Source organism: Streptomyces sp. NPDC104761 (assembly GCF_055583445.1).
In genome coordinates this window covers 60,287-81,488 of record NZ_JBVJNZ010000023.1, presented here as the reverse complement: position 1 = coordinate 81,488, position 21,202 = coordinate 60,287, and the positions used below count along the sequence as shown (strand labels likewise).

Sequence of the window (21,202 nt, the reverse complement as noted above, 5' to 3'; positions counted from 1 at the left end):
TGGTGACGGCTCAGAAGGGCTTCGGGAACGGCTCAGGAGTGGAAGGGCAGGCCCGCGTCGGCGACCAGGTCCAGATCTTCGGTGGCGTCGGCGGGCAACAGGCTGGCCGTACCGTCCGTGACGGGGACGACGCCGAGCTCCAGCAGCTCGGCCATGGCGGCGCTGCCGGCCAGGTCCCGCACCTGGAGCTGGTAGCGGGCCGTCGTGCGGTACGTGCCGCCCTGGTCGTCGCCGGTGCGCTGGAGGAACCCGGAGTCGGTGAGGAAGACGACCGCCTTGGCGATGATGCCGGTGGTGGAACCGGCCAGCCGGCGGGCGTCCTTGGTGGCACCGGTGGCGCTGCGTCTGGCCCAGATCCGCCAGGCGGCCTCCAGGCCGGGCGCGTCGGTGGCCGGGTCGGTGTTCTCCCCCGCCTCCTCGGCCCGCTCCTCCAGCCGCCGGCAGGCCTGCCGGACGAAGGCGTCGACGCCGTTGACGGTGATCCGCCCGATGTAGCCGTCGTCGGCCAGGTCCTCGGGGCGGGGGAACGCCAGCGCGGCGACGGCGAGATGGGCGAGGCCGTGCAGGAAGCGGTCGCTGCCGTCCGCCGACGTACGACGCGCGTAGTCGCCCATGCGAACGGCGAACACCGAGTCCTCGGCGGCCGTGACGGCCATCCCCGCGCGGGGCGACACCTCGAGCACCACCAGCCCCAGCCCGGCGGCGACGGCGTCGGCGAGCCGCGCGAACGGCGGGTCCTCCCGGTAGCGCCGCAGCAGCTCCGTGTACTCCTGATCACGCGCGGGCTGCAGCTTGGGCTGCAGCCCGAAGGCGACGAGCCGAGCGGCATCGGCGGCGTCGGCCGGGGTGACGGCAGCATGAGCCGTCCCGGCAGATGCCTCGGCCTCGACGTACTCGCTCACAACGACGACTCCTCGAACTCACCAACGGGGATGTGCTGGTGCGCCCCTCCAGGGGCGCGGGGAACTGCGCGACCAGCCGCAGACGGCCTGCACCCGGCGTACGACATCACGCGGCCTCGGTCCGATCCGCAGCCATCCCCACCGCATCCAGCAACGCAGTACCGACGATCAGATCCGCACCCCCGAATCCGGGGTCGTCCAGCTCCGTTCCGTCGTCCACCGCGAACAGCAGCTTCTCCTCGCCCTGCCGGTAGGCCGTGCCCACGGCCGGGCTGGCGGCGTGCACCGCGAGCAACGCGACGAGATAGGCCAGATCTTCGCCCCCCACGCGCCGCGCCTCCGCCAGCAGCCCCGACAGCCGCCGGGGCGCGTCGGCCGGCAGGTCCAGCAGCCGCATCGCGTCCGCCAGCTGCTCCTCGCTGAACCGGCTGTCGTCCGGGGTGGCGATGAGGTCCGGCTCCGGCATCTCCGCACCCAGGTGCTCCCGCTCCACCGGCGGCGTCAGCAGTATGTCGACGAGGTCGCCGACCCGCACCGAAACCGGTGTCCGCAGCCCGGTCCCGCGCGCGAAGAACGCCCCCGTGACCCGGCTCGCCTGCTCCACCGGCAGCGGCAGCAACGGCGCGAGGAGGTGTCCGTACAGGTCCGTCCCCGACGTCGTCATGGGCGTCGCGAACGCCTGCCGGTCCTGCTCCGCGCGGAACAGCGGCCCCGCCTCCAGCAGTCGCGACTGCAACTGGGTGTGCCGCCGGATGCAGTCCTTGACGATGTCGACGAGTTCGGCGGCGCGCCGCTTGTTCTCGGGCTCCTCGGTCTCGTCGCGGGCCTTGCGGATGTTGGTGAGGATCGCGTTCTCGTGCCGGTAGCGGTCGGCGACGTGGTCCAGGGCCTCGGCGATCATGTCGGGGACGGCGTTGAGCCAGTCCACCGCGCGGACGTTGCGCCGGGTGGCCTCCAGGGCCCGGCGCAGGCTCTCCGAGTACTGGACGGTCCGGTAGCGGGCCTGCTCCGCGGCGAGCTGGGCGTCGGCCAGCCGGCCGCGGTTGATCAGCACCTCCAGCTTGACCTCGGCGGCGATCTGGGCGCTGGTGACGTCCGTGTCGAGGGCGCCGACGAGGACGTTGACCGCCTCGTCGGTGGTACGGAGGTACACCGTGCCCTCCGGTCCCGGCACCTCCTCGATGAGCTTGAAGTCGTAGTCCCGGCGGACGTACGACCCGTCCGGCGCGAAGGTGCCGTACACCGCGCGGAAGCCGCGGTCGACGCTGCCGACGTTGATCAGGTTCTCCAGGACCCAGCGGGCCACGCGCTCGTGCTCGGCGACGGGGCGGTGCGGGGCCTGCGCGGAGATGCGGGGGATCAGCCGGGCGACGATCTGCTCGTGGTCGGCGCCGGTGTCGAAGTCCATGTTCAGGGTGACCAGGTCGATGGCGGAGAGGGCCACCTCGGCCATGCCGTACACCGAGTACTCGCCGGCCAGGTTCGCCTTGCGCGCGTCGAGGTCGTGCAGCGGCGCCGTGCACGCGAGCGCGCGCAGCCGCCGCGCCAGCCCCTCGTCGGCGGCCGGGCCCGGTGCGGGACGCGGCCCCGCACTGAGCTGGGGCGGCACGCTGTCCGTCGATGCAGGCGAAGTCACGGTGCACAGACTAGGTCAGGGGTCTGACATCGGCCCAAACGACGCGGGTGGCTCCCCCGGTGGGGCCGGGTACTGCAGGGCGGTCGTCAGAGTGCGGGCCGGCGCTTCGGTGCGGGGCGCTTCACGCGGTGCTGTCGACCCGCCTGCGGTAGACCTCCACCACCCGTTCCAGGGAGTCCGTGAGGTATGTCTCCAGCAGGCGCTCGGCGGCACGCCTGTCGCCGCGCCGCAGCGACTCCAGGATCTCCCGGTTGCGGGCCAGGTACGGCTCGTGCAGGGCGTGGGGGTCGTCGACCACGTGGAAGGCGAGGCGGAGTTCCGCGAAGACGCTGCGCATCAGCTCGTCGGTGCGTTCGCTGCCGGCGAGGGCGACGAGTTCCCGGTGGAAGTGGATATTGGCCGTACCCACCGCTTTCCAGTCATCCGCGGTGGCCGCCGACTGCCCCTCGGTGACCGCCGCCGACAGGCTCTCCAGGGCGTACGGCGGGTCGCCGAGTCCGCGGACGACGGCGCACTCGACGAGGGCGCGGGTGCGGTAGATGTCCTCGACGTCCTCCACGGTCAGGACCCGGACGAAGACGCCCCGGTTGAGCTCGTGGACCAGCAGGCGTTCGTGGGTGAGCAGCCGGAACGCCTCGCGCAGGGTGTTGCGGGAGACTCCGAGCGCGCCGCCGATGCCGTCCTCGGACAGGCGGGTGCCTGGCGGGAAGTAGCCCTCGGCGATGCGGCTCCTGAGGATGTCGGAGACCCGTTCCGCGGTGCTGGTCCGCCCGAGGAGGGCGCGGTCGTCGGCCAGTCCCGCCAGCTGCTCTGCCATGCCCGGAATTCAACCGCAGACACCAGAACGAAACAACGTGGGTATTGAAGGATCGTTGAACGATCCCCTACGGTGCTCATCACGCTCACCTTCGTACGGCCGTCGAAGCGGCCGTCGGCACGGCCCCGCACCGCTCAGTCCACGCACCCTCCGTCCCTCATCTGCGAGGTGCCCATGAGCACGACCCCTCCACCGCAGGCCCTGCCCTCCGACGCACACCCGGGCAGGGGTGAACGCACCGCCGAGGACGGCGCGTTCGGCTGGCTGCGCGCCCTCGGTCCGCACGGCCGGCGTGCGTTCGCCGGCGCTTTCGGCGGATATGCCCTGGATTCGTACGACTACTTCACCCTGCCGCTGAGCATGGTCGCGCTCGCGGCGTACTTCGGCCTGGACAGCGGCCAGACCGGCCTGTTCACCACCGTCACCCTGGTGGTCTCCGCGGTCGGCGGCGCCGCGGCAGGCGTGGTCGCGGACCGGGTCGGCCGGGTCCGCGCGCTGATGATCACGGTGATCACCTACGCGGTCTTCACGGTGGCCTGCGGCTTCGCGCCCAACTACGAGACCCTGCTGGTGTTCCGCGCGCTCCAGGGCCTCGGCTTCGGCGGCGAGTGGGCGGTCGGCGCGATCCTGGTCGCCGAGTACGCGAGTGCCCGCCACCGCGGCCGTACGCTCGGCGCCGTCCAGAGTTCCTGGGCCGTCGGCTGGGCGCTCGCCGCGATCGTGTACACGCTGGTCTTCTCGTTCGCCGGCGACGACCTGGCCTGGCGGGTGATGTTCTGGACCGGCGCGCTGCCCGCGCTCCTCGTGCTGTGGCTGCGCCGCCGGGTGCACGACGCCCCGCAGGCGGTCGCGGTACGCGAACAGAGCCCCCGGCGCGGCTCGTTCGCCGCCATCTTCCGGCCGGGCACGGCCGACGCGCCCGGACTGCTGCGCACCACGGTCTTCGCGGGCCTGCTGTCCACGGGTGTGCAGGGCGGCTACTACACGCTGGCCACCTGGATCCCGACCTACCTCAAGACCGAGCGCGGTCTGTCGGTCGTCGGCACCGGCGGCTATCTGACCTTCCTGATCTCGGGAGCCTTCCTCGGCTACCTGACCGGCGGCTACCTCACCGACCGGCTGGGCCGACGCCGCAACATCTGGCTGTTCGCGGTGGCGTCGGCGGTGTGCGTGCTGGCGTACGCGAACATCCCGGGCGGCGCCAACACGCTGCTCCTGGTGCTCGGTTTCCCGCTCGGCTTCTGCATGTCGGCGATCTTCAGCGGCTTCGGTTCGTACCTGAGCGAGCTGTACCCGACGGCGGTGCGCGGCACCGGGCAGGGCTTCACGTACAACGCGGGCCGCGCGGTGGGCGCGGTCTTCCCGACCCTGGTGGGCTTCCTGGCCGACAGCTGGGGCGTGGGCGGCGCACTGGTCTTCGGCGCGGCCGGCTACGCACTCGCCGCCGTGGCCCTGTTCGGACTTCCGGAGACACGCGGGAAGGAACTGGCGTGAAGCGCACGGAGGAGCTCCTTGCCGCCCGGACCGCGCAGGACCTGCCCGTCGCCCTCGTCGACGAGCACGCGCACGCGTGGAGCCCGAGAAGTGCCCGAGCCCGTTTCCGGGAAGGTCTCACGGGCCCCACGGCCGGGGTCGCGGCCGGACACACGCAGGCCAACCTGATCTCGGTGCCGGCCGACTGGGCGTACGACATGCTGCTGTTCTGCCAGCGCAACCCGAAGCCCTGTCCGGTGCTCGACGTCACCGACGCCGGTGCGACCGGCACCGAACTCGCCCAGGGCGCGGACCTGCGCACCGACCTGCCGCGCTACCGGGTGTGGCGGGACGGGGAGTTGGTGGACGAGCCGACGGACGTGCGCGCGTACTGGCGTGACAACCTGGTGTCGTTCCTGCTCGGGTGCAGCTTCACGTTCGAGTGGGCCCTGGCCGGGGCCGGAGTGCCGATCCGCCACGTCGAGCAGGGCCGGAACGTGCCCATGTACGTGACCAGCCGGCCGTGCCGTCCGGCGGGGCGGCTGCGCGGGCCGATGGTGGTGTCCATGCGCCCGGTGCCCCCGCGGCATCTGTCGGCGGCGATCCGGGAGAGCAGTCTGCTCCCGGCGGTGCACGGCGGCCCCGTGCACTGCGGCGATCCCGCCGCGCTCGGCATCGCCGACCTCGGCCGGCCCGACTTCGGCGACCCGGTGGAGGCCGAGCCGGACGACATCCCGGTGTTCTGGGCCTGCGGGGTGACCCCGCAGGCGGCGGTGACGGCCTCCCGGCCGCCGTTCGCCATCACCCACGCGCCGGGCCAGATGTTCATCAGCGACGCCCGCGACGAGCAGTACCGCGTGGCATGACAGGAGAGACGGCGCATCCATGACCCCGATCGACCTGAACGCGGACCTCGGCGAGGGCTTCGGCCGCTGGCGGCTCACCGACGACGAGCAACTGCTGTCCGTCGTGACCAGCGCCAACGTGGCCTGCGGCTTCCACGCGGGAGACGCGGCCACCATGCGGCGGGTGTGCGAGCTGGCGGCCGGGCGCGGGGTGACGATCGGCGCCCAGGTGTCCTACCGGGACCTGGCGGGGTTCGGGCGGCGCGCGATGGACGTGCCGCCCGCCGAGCTGGCGGCCGAGGTGGCCTACCAGATCGGCGCCCTCGAGGTCTTCGCCCGGGCCGCCGGCGCGCGCGTGGCGTACGTGAAGCCGCACGGCGCGCTCTACAACCGGGTCGTGCACGACGAGGAGCAGGCCGCCGCGGTGGTCGACGGCGTGCTCCTCGCGGACGCCTCGCTGCCGGTTCTGGGGCTGCCCGGTTCCCGGCTGCTGGCGCTGGCGGGGAAGGCGGGGCTGCCGACGGTCACGGAGGCGTTCGCCGACCGCGCTTACACCGACGAGGGGACGCTCGTCCCGCGCGGGCGCGAGGGCGCGGTGGTGAGCGACCCGGAAGCGGTCGTGGAACGCTCGGTGGAACTGGCGCGCTCCGGCACGGTCGCCGCGCACTCCGGCGCACGCATCGCGGTACGCGCCCGCTCGCTCTGCCTGCACGGCGACACCCCGGGCGCCGTGGAGCTGGCCCGCAGGGTGCGCGAGCGGCTCACGACGGAGGGCTTGACCGTGGCGGCCTTCGCATGAGCCCCGGCACGAGCGCGAGCACCTGCCCGGACGCGAGCACGAGCGCGACCACCAACGCGAACGCGAGCACAGGCGTCAAGAACGCAGGCGCGAGCGAAAGCACAACCCCTCCGCCCGCCGTGCCTCCGACGGTCCACCCGGTCGGCGACGACGCCCTGCTCGTCGAGGTCAGTTCCGTCGGGCAGGCCCAGGCCCTGCACGCCGAGTTGCTGCGCCGCCGCGCGGAGGGCTCGCTCACGGTCCGCGAGATCGTGCCCGCCGCCCGCACCGTTCTGCTCGACGGCCTCGACGACCCGGCCCGCCTGGCCGCCGAACTGGCCACCGCCGTGGTCCCGCCCGCTCCCCCACGCGCGCGTGCGGTGATCGAGCTGCCCGTGCGCTACGACGGCCCGGACCTCGCGGTGGTCGCCGCCCACTGGCGGGTTCCCGCACGGGAGGTCGCCCGCATCCACGCGGGCACCGAGTTCACGGTCGCCTTCTGCGGCTTCGCGCCCGGCTTCGGCTACCTCACCGGGCTGCCCACCCGCTACGACGTGCCGCGCCGGGCCACCCCGCGCACCGCGGTGCCCGCGGGCGCGGTGGCGCTGGCCGGCCCGTACACCGGCGTGTACCCGCGCTCCTCGCCGGGCGGCTGGCAGCTGATCGGGACGACGCAGGCGGTGCTGTGGGACCACGCGCGCGTGCCGGCCGCACTGCTGGCGCCGGGGACGCGGGTTCGGTTCGTGCCGGTGGGGGACGTATGACCGACCGTGCGCTCGTCGTCGTACGGGCCGGTGCGCTGACCACCGTGCAGGACCGCGGGCGGCCCGGACACGCGCATCTGGGGGTACCCCGCTCCGGGGCACTGGACGCGCCCGCCGCGGCGCTGGTGAACCGGCTGGTCGGCAACGCACCGGACGCGGCCGTTCTGGAGACGACGCTCAACGGGTGCGCCGTGCGGCCGCGTTCGGCGGTCGTGGTGGCGGTCGGCGGCGCACCGTGCCCCGTCACGGTGGGCGGGCGTCCGGCGGCCTGGGGTGCGCCGGTCTTCGTTGCGGCCGGGGAGCTGCTGGAGGTGGGAGCGGCCCGCTCCGGCGTACGCAGTTATGTGGCCGTCTCCGGCGGGGTCGCGGTGGAACCGGTGCTCGGCAGCCGGTCCACGGACCTGCTCTCCGGGCTGGGTCCCGCCCCGCTGGCGGACGGCACGGTGCTGCCGCTGGGCACGCCCGTGGGACCGCACGCGCGCGTGGACGTCGTACCGCAGCCGTCCCCGCCGGCGGACCTCGTGCTGCGGGTGACGCTCGGCCCGCGGGCCGGCTGGTTCACGGAGGACGCCGTCCGGGCGTTCACCTCGCGCGCGTACCGCGTGTCGTCGGCGAGCAACCGCATCGGGCTGCGCACGGAAGGGCCCGCCCTGGAGCGGGCCCGTACCGGTGAACTCCCCAGCGAGGGCATGGTTCTCGGCGCCGTGCAGGTGCCGCCGGACGGGCGTCCGGTGGTCTTCCTGGCCGACCATCCGACCACCGGCGGCTATCCGGTGATCGCGGTGGTCCGCGCCGCCGACCTCCCTGCGGCGGCCCAGGCGGTCCCGGGCATCCCGGTCCGCTTCGTGGCCGTACGCCGTCGCTGAACGGCGACGGCCGCGCCACGTGACGGAACCGGCGTAGCACGCAGCTGAACCGGCGCACCGCGCAACCGAACCGACGTAGCACGCAGCTGAAGGCCGCGTCCGGTGTGGCTGAATCACCGCGGTGGCCTCGTCACGCGGCGTCCGCGGGTCGCTCCGGCGGCTGGAGGGCGGCCAGCGCGGCGGAGACCGCGGCGGACGCGCTCAGGTCCAGGCGGGCGCTGGTGCCCCTGCGGCGGTGCCGCATCTCGTCGACGGCCAGCCGCAGCAGCTGGGGCAGCAGGTCCCGGCAGCGCCTGATCACCCAGGCGGTGCCGGCCGTGGCCAGCCAGAGGAGGCTCGCCTTCTTCGTCGGCGGCGGGAACTCGGGCTCGGGGGACGGCGCCGTCCCCGTCGCCATGCCCAGCGGGGCGAGCAGGGCGTGGAAGCGGACGGCGAGCTGGCGGTGCCCGCGCTCGCACGGGTGCAGCCGGTCCGCGCTCCACATCTCGCGGTCGGTGAGCCAGGCGCCCTCCGAGGCGTGGAGGTGGACGGCCCCGTACCGCTCGGACAGGGCGTGCACCACCGCGTTGACGGCACGCCCCCGGCGGGCCAGCGGCCGGGCCAGGGCGCCCGGAAGCCCCCACATCGCACCGGGGTCGGGCAGGCACGCCGTGAGCAGGGTCGCACCCTGCTCGGTCAGGGCCGCGTAGACCTTGTCGAGCCGTTCGGCGACCGCGTGGATGTCGAACGTGCAGCGCAGGGTGTCGTTGACGCCTATGACGACGGCGACGACGTCGGGGCGCAGTTCCAGCGCGACCGGGGTCTGGCGTTCCAGTACGTCGCGCGTCTGCGCCCCGCTGACCGCGAGGTTGGTGAACTCCACCTCCCTCGCGGCGAGCCCGCCGGCCAGCAGCGCGGCCCAGCCCCGCCACCCGTCGCCGGCGGGATCGCCCACGCCCTCGGTCAGCGAGTCGCCGAGCGCCACGAAGCGAACCGTTCTCATGCCACGCCCTCCGGCACGACACGACGGACCGGTGCCGTCGTCTCGCTCGCGTCCCGACTGCCGTCAAGGCTCTCGTCATGACGGGACGGCACCGGCGCGTCGTGCGCGGCAAGGAACGCCTCCACAGCCGTTCCCCAGCCGAAGCACTCCGCACGCGCGCGTGCCGTTTCCCGGCGCTCGGCCGCGGGCCGCTCCAGGAGCGTCTCCACGGCGTCGGCGAACGCCTCGCCGCGGTCGGCGGCGGTGGCGCCGGCCGAACCGATCACCTCGGGCAGCGCGGAGGAGGAGCTGGCGACGACGGGCGTCCCGCAGGCCATGGCCTCCAGGGCGGCCAGCCCGAACGTCTCGGCGGGCCCCGGCGCCAGGGCGACGTCGGCGGACGCCTGCAGCGCGCCCAGGCTGTCCCGGTCGGAGACATGCCCCAGGAAGGTCACCGGCAGTCTGCGCTCCCGCACCCGCTGCTCGAGGCGCTCCCGCAGCGGCCCGTCGCCGGCCACGACCAGGACGACCCGGCGGCCGCGCCGTACCAGTGCCTCGACGGCGTCGATGGCGGTGCCGGGCCGCTTCTCCACGGACAGCCGCGAGCACATGACGAGCAGCGCCTCGTCCTCGCGCGCGTACCGGGCCCGCAGATCGAGGTCGCGCAGCGAGGGGTGGCGGCCCGTGAGGTCGACGCCCAGGGGGGCGCGTACGACGTTGCGCGCACCGATGCGGATGAACTCGCGTTCGGCGAACTCGGTCGTGCACACCACGCGCGCGTACGTGTGCGCGGTGCGGATGTTGAGCGCGTCGGCGGTGCGCCGGGACATGTTCTCGGACATGCCCCAGGTGCGCAGGACCCCGTCGGCGGTCTCGTGGGAGACCATCACGGCGGGGATCCGGGCGCGCCGGGCCCAGCGGCCGGTCCAGCGCAGGGTGGTGCGGTCGGACACCTCGAGGCGGTCCGGGGCGAGGTGCTCCAGGAGGCTCTGGACCCGCTTCTTGTCGACGAGGACGCGGTAGCCGCCGGTGCCGGGCAGCAGCGGGCCGGGCAGCGTGATGACCCGGCCCTGCTCCTCGTACCGGTCCGAGTAGCGCTCGCCCGGCACGATCAGCACCGACTCGTGCCCGGCCGCCACGAAGCCCTTGCCGAGTTCACGCAGGGCGGTGCGCAGGCCGCCGGAGGCGGGGGCGACGAAGTTGGCCAGCCGGACGATGCGCAGCGGGCCCGGCGAGGTGGCGCTCATGCCGCCACCACCGGGCGGCGCGCCGCGAGCACGTCCTCGTAGTGGCCGATCAGCTGGTCGCCGACGGCGGCCCAGGTACGGCCCTCGACCGTGGTCCGCGCGGCGTGGCCGAACGCGGCCCGCATCCCGGCGTCGGCGACGAGGGAGGCCACGGCCTCCCGTACGGCACCGGCGTCGCGGGGCGGGACCAGGAACCCGGTGCGGCCGTGGTCGACCAGGTCGATCGGACCGCCGACAGCGGGCGCGACGACCGGGACACCGCTGGCCATGGCCTCCTGGACGGTCTGGCAGAACGTCTCGAAGGGACCGGTGTGCGCGAAGACGTCGAACGAGGCGAAGATCCGCGCGAGGTCGTCACCGGTGCGGCGGCCGAGGAAGACCGCGCCCGGCAGCGCCTCGGTGAGATGGGCCTGGGCGGGCCCGTCGCCCACGATCACGACCTTGACGCCCTCCAGGCCGCAGACCCCGGCGAGGAGTTCGACCTGCTTCTCCGGGGCGAGGCGGCCGACGTAGCCGACGATGACCTCGCCGTTCGGGGCGATCTCCCGGCGCAGCGCCTCGTCGCGGAACTCGGGACGGAAGCGGACGGTGTCCACGCCGCGCTGCCAGAGCTGGATCCGGGGCACCCCGTGCGCCTCCAGGTCGCTGATGGAGGCGGTGGACGGGGCGAGGGTGCGGTCGGCGGCGCCGTGAACGGACCGGATCCGCCGCCAGGCGGCCGCCTCGCCGGCACCCACGTAGGTGCGGGCGTATCCGGCCAGGTCGGTCTGGTAGACGGCGACGGCCGGGATGCCGAGCCGGGCGGCGGCGGCCATGCCGCGGACGCCGAGGATGAACGGGCTGGCCAGGTGCACCACGTCGGGGCGGTGCTCGATCAGCGCGGTGGCGAGCTTGCGGCTGGGGAGAGCCACGCGGACCTGGGGATAGCCCGGGAGCGGAAGGGAGGGGACGTGGACGACAGGGCACGGCGCGGCGGCCGCGGCGAGCCTGTTTCCGGGGGCGGGGGCCGGAGCGACGACGAGGGGAGCGTGACCGCGATCGACGAGGTGTCGGGCGGTCTGGAGCGCGCAGTGGGCCACGCCGTTCACATCGGGGGGAAAGGATTCGGTCACGATGACGACACGCATACCGGTGTTGTCGCCGTGCTGGACGTGGCCGCGTCAAAGTGGATCTTTCCGACTGTTAAACGTCCCATGAGCGTTGCCCTGCACACCCGAGCGCGCCAACCGGCGTCCATGCCCGGCCGACCCGACGGTCACCGGCCGTTCACCCGGCGGGCAGTCGTCCGCGTTTGGAACGCGTACGGGATCCCCCGTGGTTCCCGTGGTTTTCGTGCTTCCCGTGGAGAAGCAGGTGCCCGATGCAGTGATATGTCACATGGCAGCCGGGTCCGGTCCGATACGGCTGCGCACGGCCGTCTGTACCTCCGCCTCCTCTGCGGGGTCGGCGGCGAGCCGGCGGAGCTGTTCGACGACCCGGGCGTCACCGGTCTCGGCGTGCCGGGCGGCGAGTTCACGGGTGCTCTCCTCGCAGTCCCACAGGCATTCGACGGCGAAACCGGTGGCGAAGGAGGGGTCGGTGGCGGCGAGGGCGCGGGCGGCGCGGCCACGGAGGTGGGACGAGGCGGTCTCGCGGTAGACGTGGCGCAGGACGGGGGCGGCGCAGACGATGCCGAGGCGCCCGGTGCCGTCGACAAGGGTCCACAGCGTCGGCGCGTCCGGGCCTTCGCCGCGTACGGCCTCCCGCAGCGCGGCGAGGACCAGGTCGCTGTCCTTGGTTCCGCCCCGGCAGGCGAGCATCCGGCCGGCGGCGGCGCCGAGGGCGTCCGGCCGGCGGGCCCAGCCGCGTGCGCGGTCGACGGCGGCGACACTGCGCATGCGTTCGAAGGCGTCGACGGCGGCCTCCACGACGGTGACCGTACCGTCGGCGACCGCGGCCTCGATGAGGTTCAACGCGTCCGGGTCGTTGCTGTCGGCGAGGTAGCGCAGGGCGGTACAGCGGGCTCCGTCGGTGCCGTCCTTGGCGGCCTGGAGGATCTCCGGCCGGTCCTCGGGGCCGGCGACGGCGACCAGGCAGCGGGCGGCCGGCACATGGAGGGCCGCGCCTCGCTCGACGCCCTGCTGGGCCCATTCGAAGACGGCCCGCACGCTCCACCCCGGACGGGGCCCGGCAGGTCGCAGCTGCCGCTGCCAGCGGTCGAAGCAGCCGGCCTCCTGCGCGGCACGCACGCGCGTGCCGATGGGTTCGCGGGGGTCCTCGGCCCACAGCCGCCAGGGCCGTGGCTCGAACGCGTCCCGTACGGCGGCGGCCAGCTCGGCCTCGCCCTCGGCGTCCGTGGTGAAACGTGCCAGCACCGGGGCGGCGAGGGCGCGCAGGCCGGCGTCGTCGTCGCGCAGCGCCAGCTCGTCCAGGGCCCAGGCCCAGTTGGAGCCCGTCGCGGCATACCTGCGCAGCAGGTCGAGCGCGTCCCGCCTGCCGTAGGAGGCGAGGTGCCCGAGGACGGCAAGCGCGAGGCCGGTGCGGGACTCCTCGGTGTCGAGGATGTCCTCGGTGTCGAAGAGATGCGCCTCGATGGCGTCCAGCTCGCCGTGCAGGTCGAGGTAGAGCCGGGCGTAGTACAGGGAGCGGTTCTCCACCTGCCAGTCGTGGCGGGGGTCGTGGAGCACGCAGTGGTTCAGCGCCGCGAGCGCCTCGGCGCGCGGGGCGGTGAGCGCGTGCAGTGTGCCGTCGCCTCGGCCCCGCTGAAGCAGGCCGAGCAGCGTGCCGCTGGGCGCTATGACCGGATCGAACATGGGAAACAGCCTCACATCAAGCGTCGACGCAACCGGAGAACACGCACTACCTGGCCGCGTGACACAACGTCGGAGCGCCCGCCGTCTCTTGCTTGCTGTAGACCATTTCTCTCTGCCTCTCGTCAGTGGCCCATGCGGGCCGCATCACGGCCCGCGCGGTGCGGCAACACCTGCCCAGCCATCGCGTCCGTGAATCACGACGTCATGATGACCCGGCACTTCGACCTGCCGCGACCGAAATTTCGGCGGCCCTGTACCGCCTCCCCCGTTTTGTGTGCTTTAGCTGGTCAGAACAGATGGGTCAGGAGGTGCCGAACAGTTCCAGAACCTCCGTCTTGCCGAACATCCGTGCGGTGTCGACGGCCGAGGGAGTGCCCGCCGCCGGATCCGCGCCGGCCTCCACCAGCACCTTGACGACGTCCGTCTCGCCCTTGAAGACCGCTCCGGCGAGTGGCGTCTGGCCCCGGTCGTTGACCCGGTCCGCCTCGGCGCCCCGGGCGAGCAGCTCACGCACCGCCGCGGCATGGCCGTGATAGGCGGCGAGCATCACGAGGGAGTCACCGCGGTCGTTGGTGAGGTTGGCCGGAACGCCCGCGTCGAGGTACGCCACGAGCGCCTCGGTCCGCCCCTGCCGGGCCAGATCGAAGATCTTGGTCGCCAGCTCCACGACCTCGGGGTCGGGGGCTTCGCTCATCGGCCGGACCGCCTCTCCTGTGCACTGCGGGGACTATCGCGGACTGAGGGAGCGTACGGCAACGGGCGGGCCGCGGGGCCGTACGAGTGAATCGCCAGCGTACTGGCTCAGGGTGCACATGACCGGATCTGCCCGAGGTAAAGATCACCGCAACCCCCGCCGAACGATCACTTTCCCGCCCACCGGGCGGCCGACCCGGCCGACACGGACCAGGAATGATCCACCAAAGGGGTGAAATAAGCCGAGTTTCACCCATTTGCACCTTTAATCGTATGGATACCTCCTGTGATCCTGGAAGAACTCATGGTGACTGTCCCCCCTTCGACACCAGGAGATCTCAAATGATCCTCTCCATCTCAGGCGTCATCGTGCTCGGCATCGTCGTCTTCCTCTTCTTCCGCAAGGACGGGCTGAAGCCCTCGCACGCGACGGTCTCGGCGCTCTTCGGCTTCTATCTCTCCAGCACGGCCATCGCACCGAGCATCAAGGCAGGCGGCGAGAGCCTGGCGAGCCTGCTCGGCGGCATCAAGTTCTGACGCCCCGCCCGCCCGTACGCACCGTGAGGAGACAGCAGTGGCCCGGCGCCCTCTCCCCCGCATTCTGAGCAACGGCGGCGCGCAACTCGCCCGGAGCCGGGAGCTGGCCCGGACGGCCGCGGACAGTGCCACCGATGTCCTCCACCCCCTCATCACCGTGACCCGCGGGCTGAGCCGGCTGGCCGCGGCCGGGCGGCGCAGATGGGTGGAGACACCCAAGGACAAGCGCGGGCCGCTCCTGTTCCTCGCGGCCTCGGTCGTCCTGGTCGTGGCGCTGGTGCCGTACGGACCGCTGCTCGCCGTCATCACCCTGATGGCGGCGAGCGCCTGGCAGGGCCGCGACCGCACCCCGCCCCCGCCGGAGGGCCCCGACGAGTCGCAGACCCAGCGGCTCCAGTCCCTGTACGAGGCCCTGGTGCCGTACTTCTCGGCCGCCGAGGACCCGGCGCCGCTGTACACACACGGCGGGGAGTGGGACAAGGCCTTCCTCGCCCACGAGTTCGACGACGCGGGCCGCCTCGGCCAGTTGCTGCTCCGCTACCCCGCGTACTTCCCGGACGGCGAGCCGCAGGCCCGCGCGCGGATCGAGAACCTGCTCACCGCGAAGTCCGGACGGGGCCGCGAATACCACTTCGCGTGGGACGAGGAGGGCAACCGGCTCACGGTGACCGTACTCGCCCCGCTGCCCACCGACATCGCCGCGCAGCGCTTCGTCACCGCGCCGGGCGAGACGGTCCTCGGGTTCACCGACCCCAGCGAGGTCCAGCGCACGCTCCCGCTCGGGTACGGCGACGAGCAGCGTGACGTACCGCCGGTCGTCTGGCGCACCGGCGCCCGCTCCACCGAACCTCACCTGCTGGTCATGGGCCGACCCGGCAGCGGTACCTCGACCCTCCTGCGCTCCGTCGCCCTGCAGGCCCTCCAGTACGGCGACGTCCTCATCGTCGAAGGCGGCGGCACCGGTGAGTACATGTGCCTCGCCGGCCGGGACGGGGTCCTCGCGGTGGAGTGCGGGCTCGCCGGGGCCCTGGCCAGCCTGGAGTGGGCCGCGAACGAGACGGAGCGGCGGCTCATCGCCCTCAGCCGCGCCCGCCAGGCGGGCCACCCGCCGCCGGACGACTGCCGCCGGCCCCTGTGGATCCTCCTCGACCGCCCCAGCGCCTTCGTCCACCTGGCCGCGACGGACGGCCACAAGGACCCGCAGACCCTCCTCGAGGCTCCCCTACGGCACGGCCGCGCGGCCAACGTCACCGTGGTGGTCGCCGAACAGCTCGACAACGCGGACGTGGTGAGCGAGGCGGTACGACAGCACGCGTGCGCGCGGGTCGTGCTGGGACCGGCGCTGCCGGACGAGTTGGCCGCGGCACTGGGGGCGCCGCCGCACACGACGCCGTTGGCTCAGGTGCCGCCGGGGCGGGGGTATGCACGGCTGGGACACGGTCCGGTGCTGCGCCTTCAGGTGCCGGCGACTCCCGATCCGTACGACGACGCGACGAGCGAGGTGGACCGGGAGGCGGTACTGGCCCTGTTGCCGCCGCGGAGTGAGGGCCTGGAGCAGGCGGGGGTGCCGATGGAGGCTGCGGTCGCCGAGAGCTGAGGTGCGGGGTGGGGACGCCCACCGGCGCTTGCCGGGTCCCGCCCCCGGCCGAGCAGCTGCGCCGCCGCCCGCGGCCGAGGAGAAGCGACGGGCGAACGACGACCCGCCGCTACGCCACGAACGTGCGCGGCGCCTCGCCGTTCCCCCCGCTCACCCCCGACTCCACCATCCGCGCCGCCGCCGCCAGCCGTACCGCCGCCTCCTCCGCCACCGCTCCGCCGACGGTGAACGGAAGGCGCACGTAGCCCTCGAAGGCCCCGTCGACCCCGAAGCGCGGTCCGGACGGGACGCGGACGCCCACCCGCTCCCCCGCCTCCGCCAGCCGGGAGCCGGACAGTCCTCCCGCCCGGACCCAGAGGGTCAGCCCGCCCTTCGGCACCTCGAACTCCCAGGTCGGCAGCTCGCGGCGGACCGCCGTCACCAGGGCGTCCCGGTTCTCGCGGGCCTGGGCCCGGCGCAGGTCGACGGCCTGGGCCCAGCCTCCCGTGCTGAACAGCCAGTTCACCGCCAGCTGCTCCAGCACGGGGGTGCCCAGGTCGGCGTAGGCCCGCGCTGCGACCAGGCTGCGGATCACGTCGGGAGCCGCCCGTACCCAGCCGATGCGCATGCCCGCCCAGAACGCCTTGCTGGCGGAGCCCACGGTGATGACGGTGGAGCCCGCCGGGTCGAAGCCGCAGACCGGCCGGGGCATCGCCACGTCGTCGTCGAGCCACAGCTCGCTCATCGTCTCGTCGGCGACCAGCACCGTGCCCGCCGAGCGGGCCGCGTCCACCAGCCGGCGCCGCTGGTCGTCGTCGGCGAGCGCCCCGGTGGGGTTGTGGAAGTCGGCGACCACGTACGCGATCCGGGGCGCCGCCTCCCGCAGCACCTGGCGCCAGCGGTCCAGGTCCCAGCCGCCCAGCCCCTCGGCCATCGCCACCGGCACCAGGCGGGCACCGGCCTCCCGCATCAGCTGGAGGATGTTGGCGTAGGACGGCGACTCGACGGCGATGCGCTCGCCGCGCCCGCCGAAGAGGTGGCAGATCGCGTCGATCGCGCCCATCGCACCGGTCGTGACCATGATCTGCTCGGGCATGGTGGGGATCCCGCGCGCCGTGTAGCGCTCGGCGATCATCGACCGGAGGACGGGGAGCCCGGCCGGGTAGTCGCCGTGGGTGTGGGCGTAGGGCGGAAGTTCCTCCAGTGCGCCCTGGACCGCGCGGGTCAGCCACGGCTCGGGGGCCGGCAGCGCGGCGCAGCCCAGGTCGATCACCGAGCCGAGCGCCTCGGGGGGCAGAGGTTCCAGGCCGCGGGCCGGGAGCGGGTTGCCGGCCGGCACCGCGGTCCAGCTGCCCGCGCCCCGGCGGGACTCCAGGAAGCCCTCCGCGCGCAACGCCTCGTACGCCGCCGCCACCGTCGTACGGCTGACGGACAGAGCGAGGGCCAGTTCGCGTTCGGCGGGCAGCCGGGCGGCGACCGGGACGCGGCCCTCCAGGACCAGCAGCCGGATACCGTCGGCGAGGGCGCGGTAGGCCGGCGGCCGCCGGGTGCCGGGGCCGGCCGGGCGGTCCTGCTGTGAGTTGAGCAGCCGGGCGAGCTGCGCTGGCCCCACCGCAGAGGTCCACTGCGCCATGTGAATCAGTCCACCTTCCCCGAATTGGCCATGGATGGCTTTCCCTTCCAAGCCACAGAGTGACACGAGGCAGTCCACCTTTTCCACCGCCGTCCTTTCCACCAGGGGGGTACCTCTTGTCCACGCAAGGCCGTCTCGGGCGACGGTTCGTCCAGCTCTACGCGGGGCTCACGCTGTACGGCGTCAGTTCCGCGCTGCTCGTCGAGGCGGGGCTCGGCCTGGAGCCCTGGGGCGTGCTGCACCAGGGGCTCGCCGGGCACACCGGGCTGAGCATCGGCACGGTGTCGATCGTCGTCGGGGCCGCCGTGCTGCTCCTGTGGGTCCCGCTGCGCCAGCGGCCGGGCCTCGGCACGGTCTCCAACGTCTTCGTCATCGGCCTCGCCATGAACGCGGCGCTCGCCGTCCTCCCCGGCGCCCACGCGTTCGCCGTGCGGATCGCGCTGATGGCGGCCGGGATCGTGCTCAACGGGGCGGCGACCGGCCTGTACATCGCGGCGAGCTTCGGCCCCGGCCCGCGGGACGGCCTGATGACGGGGCTGCACCGGCGTACCGGCCGCTCGATACGGCTCATCCGTACGGCGATCGAGGTCGCGGTGGTCGTCACCGGGTTCGCGCTCGGCGGGACGGTCGGCGTCGGCACGCTGCTCTACGCGGTGTCCATCGGACCGCTCGCGCAGCTGTTCCTGAAGGTGTTCGCCGTCCCGGCGGCATCCGGCCGCAGCACGGTCGTTGCCACGGGGTCACCCGAGGGCGCGATACTGCGCAAGTGAGCACGCTGACCCGCCACCCGTACCTGGAGCACCCCGGCCCCATCGCCTTCGCCCATCGGGGCGGAGCCGCGGACGGCCTGGAGAACACCGTGACGCAGTTCCGGCGCGCGGTCGAACTCGGCTACCGGTACATCGAGACCGATGTACACGCCACGGCGGACGGCAGGCTCGTCGCCTTCCACGACGACACCCTCGACCGGGTCACCGACGGGGCCGGGCGGATCGCCGACCTGCCGTGGGAGGACGTACGGCAGGCGCGGGTGGCGGGCCGCGAGCCGCTTCCCCTCTTCGAGGAGCTGCTGGAGGAGTTCCCGGACGTCCGCTGGAACGTGGACGCCAAGGCGGAACCGGCCCTGCGGCCGCTCCTCGACCTCATCGAGAGGACGGACTCCTACGACCGGGTCTGCGTCGGGTCGTTCTCGGAGGCGCGGGTGCTGCGGGCGCAGCGGCTGGCCGGGCCGCGCCTGGCCACCTCGTTCGGTACGCGCGGTGTGGTCGGGCTGCGGCTGCGCTCCTGGGGTCTGCCCGCCTCGGTGCGCCGTTCGGCGGTGGCCGCGCAGGTGCCCGAGTCCCAGTCGGGGGTCCCGGTGGTCGACCGGCGCTTCGTGCGCGCCGCCCACGCGCTCGGTCTGCACGTCCACGTCTGGACCATCAACGAACCCGAGCGGATGCACCGGCTCCTGGACCTGGAAGTCGATGGCATCATGACCGATCACATCGACACGTTGCGTGAGGTCATGCAGGAGCGCGGCGTCTGGTTCTGAGGCGCGCGGGCGGTACTGCTGCGGGAGAGGCAAGGGCGCGGGTGGGCACCGAGACCGTGCAGTCGGGGGTCTTCGACGAGGGCACCGAGCTGCGGCGCGAACAGCGCGGCTGGTATTTCTACGACTGGGCGTGCTCGGTCTACTCGACGAGCGTCCTGACCGTGTTCCTCGGTCCGTACCTCACGTCGGTCGCCGACCACGCGGCGGACGCCGACGGCTACGTCCACCCGCTGGGCATCCCCGTCCGGGCGGGCTCCTTCTTCGCCTACTCGGTCTCCCTGTCGGTGATCCTCTCGGTCGTACTCATGCCCCTGGTGGGCAGTGCGGCCGACCGGACCGGCCGCAAGAAGCGGCTGCTGGGCGTGGCCGCGTACTCCGGGGCCGCGGCGACGACGGGCATGTTCTTCCTGGACGGCGACCGCTATCTGCTCGGCGGGCTGCTGCTGATCGTCGCGAACGCCGCCCAGTCCGTCGCCCTGATGCTCTACAACTCCTACCTCCCCCAGATCGCCCCGCCCGAGGAACGCGACACGGTCTCCGCCCGGGGCTGGGCCTTCGGCTACGTGGCCGGCTCGCTGGTGCTGATCGTCAACCTGGTCCTCTACTCCGCGCACGGCTCCTTCGGCCTCTCCGAGACGGAGGCGGTCCGCATCTGCCTGGCCGGGGCGGGGCTTTGGTGGGGCGCCTTCACCCTCGTACCGCTGCGCCGGCTGCGCGACCGGGGCGGCCGTGCGGACGGGGCGACGGCTCCGGGGCTGCGTCAACTCGCGGCGACGGCCCGGGACATGCGCCGCCATCCGCTGACGCTCTCCTTCCTGCTGGCGTACCTCGTCTACAACGACGGCATCCAGACCGTGATCTCCCAGGCGTCCGTCTACGGCTCGCAGGAGCTCGGGCTCGGCCAGTCCACGCTCATCGGCGCGGTCCTGATGGTGCAGGTGCTGGCGGTCGCGGGCGCGCTGACGATGGGGCGGCTGGCCAGGACGTACGGGGCGAAGCGGACGATCCTGGGATCGCTGGTGGCATGGACGGTGACACTGGCGGCCGGGTACTTCCTGCCGGCCGGGGCACCTGTGTGGTTCTTCGCCCTCGCGGCCGGCATCGGTCTCGTCCTCGGCGGCAGCCAGGCCCTGTCCCGCTCCCTGTTCTCCCATCTCGTGCCGCCCGGGAAAGAAGCCGAGTACTTCGCGGCGTACGAGATGAGCGATCGGGGGATGAGCTGGCTGGGACCGTTGTTGTTCGGGATCACCTACCAGCTGACCGGGAGCTACCGCTCGGCGATCATCTCGCTGGTGGCCTTCTTCGTGATCGGGTTCGCGCTGCTCGCGCGGGTGCCGGTGCGGCGGGCGATCGGCGAGGCCGGCAATCCGGTTCCGCAGAAGATTTAGCGTTCAACGCGGAAGGGCGGTAGTGTACGCGTTTGGCCTGCCAGGCGTACCGTTACTGCGCGTCAAAGATGCCGAAACGCTGGGTGACATCTGCTAGCAGATGTGACAAACCGGGCGCCGGTGGGTACAACAAGGGGCGGCTACGACGGCGACGCATGACTCGGAACGGGAATCTTTACCGCCGACCGGACGTTGACCGGATGACGACGACAGCGACACCTGTCCTGTGGGCGACAAGCCCGGGAGGCACGATTCATGAGTGAGCGAGCTCTTCGCGGTACGCGCCTCGTGGTGACCAGCTACGAGACGGACCGCGGTATCGACCTGGCCCCGCGCCAGGCCGTGGAGTACGCATGCGAGAAGGGGCACCGGTTCGAGATGCCCTTCTCGGTCGAGGCGGAGATCCCGCCGGAGTGGGAGTGCAAGGTCTGCGGGGCCCAGGCACTCCTCGTGGACGGCGACGGCCCTGAAGAGAAGAAGGCCAAGCCCGCGCGTACCCACTGGGACATGCTGATGGAGCGGCGCACCCGTGAGGAACTCGAAGAGGTCCTTGAGGAGCGTCTGGCGGTTCTGCGTTCCGGGGCGATGAACATCGCGATTCACCCCAGGGACAGCCGCAAGTCCGCATAGTTCCGTGTAACGGAAGCCGACACAACACCCGAGGGCGCCAGAGCGCAAGGGCACGGGCGAAGCGCCCACGGGGGGGGCGGGAAACGCACCACACCAGGCTAGGATGCTCCCCCACCCGCTCACGCCCACA

20 protein-coding genes are annotated in these 21,202 nt (G+C 73.1%); 11 read left to right on the top strand and 9 right to left on the bottom strand.

What is annotated here, in order from left to right; all coding sequences use genetic code 11:
- Positions 1-32: 32 nt before the first annotated feature.
- The 3 genes from ACZ63F_RS39625 to ACZ63F_RS39615 form a co-directional block, all read right to left on the bottom strand.
- A complete protein-coding gene (locus tag ACZ63F_RS39625; RefSeq protein ID WP_469718595.1) occupies positions 33-902 on the bottom strand; it encodes a hypothetical protein in 870 nt (289 codons plus the stop codon).
- Between the two features lie 106 nt (positions 903-1,008).
- Positions 1,009-2,538 (bottom strand): hypothetical protein, encoded by a 1,530-nt coding sequence (locus tag ACZ63F_RS39620; RefSeq protein WP_469718594.1) that lies wholly within the window; start codon positions 2,536-2,538, stop codon positions 1,009-1,011.
- Positions 2,539-2,659: 121 nt separating this feature from the next.
- Positions 2,660-3,355 (bottom strand): GntR family transcriptional regulator, encoded by a 696-nt coding sequence (locus ACZ63F_RS39615; RefSeq protein ID WP_469718592.1) that lies wholly within the window; start codon positions 3,353-3,355, stop codon positions 2,660-2,662.
- A 174-nt stretch (positions 3,356-3,529) separates the two neighbouring features.
- Here ACZ63F_RS39615 and ACZ63F_RS39610 point away from each other — a divergent pair, with 174 nt between their 5' ends.
- Genes ACZ63F_RS39610 through ACZ63F_RS39590 form a run of 5 tightly spaced genes read left to right on the top strand, consistent with a single transcriptional unit; the run spans position 3,530 to position 8,081 of the window.
- Positions 3,530-4,849, top strand: a complete 1,320-nt coding sequence (locus tag ACZ63F_RS39610) for an MFS transporter (protein ID WP_469718591.1) — start codon at positions 3,530-3,532, stop codon at positions 4,847-4,849.
- Entirely contained in the window at positions 4,846-5,694 is an 849-nt protein-coding gene (locus ACZ63F_RS39605; protein WP_469718590.1) for a putative hydro-lyase, read from the top strand. The genes ACZ63F_RS39610 and ACZ63F_RS39605 overlap by 4 nt, the downstream gene beginning before the upstream one ends.
- A gap of 19 nt (positions 5,695-5,713) precedes the next feature.
- Complete coding sequence (locus tag ACZ63F_RS39600; protein WP_469718588.1) at positions 5,714-6,472, top strand: LamB/YcsF family protein; 759 nt, start codon at positions 5,714-5,716, stop codon at positions 6,470-6,472.
- Positions 6,469-7,215 carry a 5-oxoprolinase subunit B family protein gene (locus tag ACZ63F_RS39595; RefSeq protein WP_469718587.1) on the top strand — a complete coding sequence of 249 codons (747 nt, stop codon included), beginning with the start codon at positions 6,469-6,471 and terminating at the stop codon, positions 7,213-7,215. The genes ACZ63F_RS39600 and ACZ63F_RS39595 overlap by 4 nt, the downstream gene beginning before the upstream one ends.
- Positions 7,212-8,081: a 5-oxoprolinase subunit C family protein gene (locus ACZ63F_RS39590; RefSeq protein ID WP_469718586.1), complete on the top strand. Its 870-nt coding sequence runs from the start codon at positions 7,212-7,214 to the stop codon at positions 8,079-8,081. The genes ACZ63F_RS39595 and ACZ63F_RS39590 overlap by 4 nt, the downstream gene beginning before the upstream one ends.
- Positions 8,082-8,211: 130 nt before the next feature.
- Here ACZ63F_RS39590 and ACZ63F_RS39585 read toward each other — a convergent pair whose 3' ends face one another.
- The 5 genes from ACZ63F_RS39585 to ACZ63F_RS39565 form a co-directional block, all read right to left on the bottom strand.
- Positions 8,212-9,063, bottom strand: a complete 852-nt coding sequence (locus tag ACZ63F_RS39585) for an SGNH/GDSL hydrolase family protein (RefSeq protein WP_469718585.1) — start codon at positions 9,061-9,063, stop codon at positions 8,212-8,214.
- Complete coding sequence (locus ACZ63F_RS39580) at positions 9,060-10,289, bottom strand: glycosyltransferase (protein WP_469718583.1); 1,230 nt, start codon at positions 10,287-10,289, stop codon at positions 9,060-9,062. Before ACZ63F_RS39580 ends, ACZ63F_RS39585 begins: the two co-directional genes overlap by 4 nt.
- On the bottom strand, positions 10,286-11,416 hold the full coding sequence (locus ACZ63F_RS39575) for a glycosyltransferase family 4 protein (RefSeq protein ID WP_469718582.1): 1,131 nt from the start codon (positions 11,414-11,416) through the stop codon (positions 10,286-10,288). The genes ACZ63F_RS39580 and ACZ63F_RS39575 overlap by 4 nt, the downstream gene beginning before the upstream one ends.
- A 246-nt stretch (positions 11,417-11,662) precedes the next feature.
- Complete coding sequence (locus ACZ63F_RS39570; protein ID WP_469718580.1) at positions 11,663-13,081, bottom strand: HEAT repeat domain-containing protein; 1,419 nt, start codon at positions 13,079-13,081, stop codon at positions 11,663-11,665.
- A 301-nt stretch (positions 13,082-13,382) separates the two neighbouring features.
- Positions 13,383-13,775, bottom strand: a complete 393-nt coding sequence (locus ACZ63F_RS39565; protein WP_093505523.1) for an ankyrin repeat domain-containing protein — start codon at positions 13,773-13,775, stop codon at positions 13,383-13,385.
- Positions 13,776-14,116: 341 nt separating this feature from the next.
- Here ACZ63F_RS39565 and ACZ63F_RS39560 point away from each other — a divergent pair, with 341 nt between their 5' ends.
- The gene (locus tag ACZ63F_RS39560) at positions 14,117-14,311 is read left to right on the top strand and encodes a hypothetical protein (RefSeq protein ID WP_093505521.1); all 195 of its coding nucleotides are present in this window, start codon (positions 14,117-14,119) and stop codon (positions 14,309-14,311) included.
- Between the two features lie 37 nt (positions 14,312-14,348).
- Positions 14,349-15,908 (top strand): hypothetical protein, encoded by a 1,560-nt coding sequence (locus tag ACZ63F_RS39555; protein WP_469718578.1) that lies wholly within the window; start codon positions 14,349-14,351, stop codon positions 15,906-15,908.
- Between the two features lie 109 nt (positions 15,909-16,017).
- Here the strand turns inward: ACZ63F_RS39555 and ACZ63F_RS39550 are convergent, their stop codons facing one another.
- A complete protein-coding gene (locus ACZ63F_RS39550) occupies positions 16,018-17,520 on the bottom strand; it encodes an SCO1417 family PLP biosynthesis transcription factor (RefSeq protein WP_469718577.1) in 1,503 nt (500 codons plus the stop codon).
- 116 nt (positions 17,521-17,636) lie between these two features.
- On the opposite strand from ACZ63F_RS39550, the gene yczE reads away from it, so the two are divergent.
- The 4 genes from yczE (at position 17,637) to ACZ63F_RS39530 (ending at position 21,072) form a co-directional block, all read left to right on the top strand.
- Entirely contained in the window at positions 17,637-18,290 is a 654-nt protein-coding gene (yczE, locus tag ACZ63F_RS39545; protein ID WP_469718576.1) for a membrane protein YczE, read from the top strand.
- A complete protein-coding gene (locus ACZ63F_RS39540; protein WP_469718574.1) occupies positions 18,287-19,054 on the top strand; it encodes a glycerophosphodiester phosphodiesterase in 768 nt (255 codons plus the stop codon). The genes yczE and ACZ63F_RS39540 overlap by 4 nt, the downstream gene beginning before the upstream one ends.
- A gap of 41 nt (positions 19,055-19,095) precedes the next feature.
- Positions 19,096-20,442 carry an MFS transporter gene (locus ACZ63F_RS39535; RefSeq protein ID WP_469718572.1) on the top strand — a complete coding sequence of 449 codons (1,347 nt, stop codon included), beginning with the start codon at positions 19,096-19,098 and terminating at the stop codon, positions 20,440-20,442.
- Positions 20,443-20,697: 255 nt separating this feature from the next.
- Positions 20,698-21,072, top strand: a complete 375-nt coding sequence (locus ACZ63F_RS39530; RefSeq protein WP_010046329.1) for an RNA polymerase-binding protein RbpA — start codon at positions 20,698-20,700, stop codon at positions 21,070-21,072.
- The last annotated feature ends 130 nt before the right edge of the window (positions 21,073-21,202 follow it).

Coding starts and splice junctions, on each gene's coding strand:
- ACZ63F_RS39570 (WP_469718580.1), bottom strand. CDS start 13,081: ATGTTCGATCCGGTCATAGCGCCCAGCGGCACGCTGCTCGGCCTGCTT.
- ACZ63F_RS39600 (WP_469718588.1), top strand. CDS start 5,714: ATGACCCCGATCGACCTGAACGCGGACCTCGGCGAGGGCTTCGGCCGC.
- ACZ63F_RS39575 (WP_469718582.1), bottom strand. CDS start 11,416: ATGCGTGTCGTCATCGTGACCGAATCCTTTCCCCCCGATGTGAACGGC.
- ACZ63F_RS39595 (WP_469718587.1), top strand. CDS start 6,469: ATGAGCCCCGGCACGAGCGCGAGCACCTGCCCGGACGCGAGCACGAGC.
- ACZ63F_RS39530 (WP_010046329.1), top strand. CDS start 20,698: ATGAGTGAGCGAGCTCTTCGCGGTACGCGCCTCGTGGTGACCAGCTAC.
- ACZ63F_RS39615 (WP_469718592.1), bottom strand. CDS start 3,355: ATGGCAGAGCAGCTGGCGGGACTGGCCGACGACCGCGCCCTCCTCGGG.
- ACZ63F_RS39610 (WP_469718591.1), top strand. CDS start 3,530: ATGAGCACGACCCCTCCACCGCAGGCCCTGCCCTCCGACGCACACCCG.
- ACZ63F_RS39565 (WP_093505523.1), bottom strand. CDS start 13,775: ATGAGCGAAGCCCCCGACCCCGAGGTCGTGGAGCTGGCGACCAAGATC.
- ACZ63F_RS39585 (WP_469718585.1), bottom strand. CDS start 9,063: ATGAGAACGGTTCGCTTCGTGGCGCTCGGCGACTCGCTGACCGAGGGC.
- ACZ63F_RS39580 (WP_469718583.1), bottom strand. CDS start 10,289: ATGAGCGCCACCTCGCCGGGCCCGCTGCGCATCGTCCGGCTGGCCAAC.
- ACZ63F_RS39590 (WP_469718586.1), top strand. CDS start 7,212: ATGACCGACCGTGCGCTCGTCGTCGTACGGGCCGGTGCGCTGACCACC.
- ACZ63F_RS39550 (WP_469718577.1), bottom strand. CDS start 17,520: ATGGCGCAGTGGACCTCTGCGGTGGGGCCAGCGCAGCTCGCCCGGCTG.
- ACZ63F_RS39560 (WP_093505521.1), top strand. CDS start 14,117: ATGATCCTCTCCATCTCAGGCGTCATCGTGCTCGGCATCGTCGTCTTC.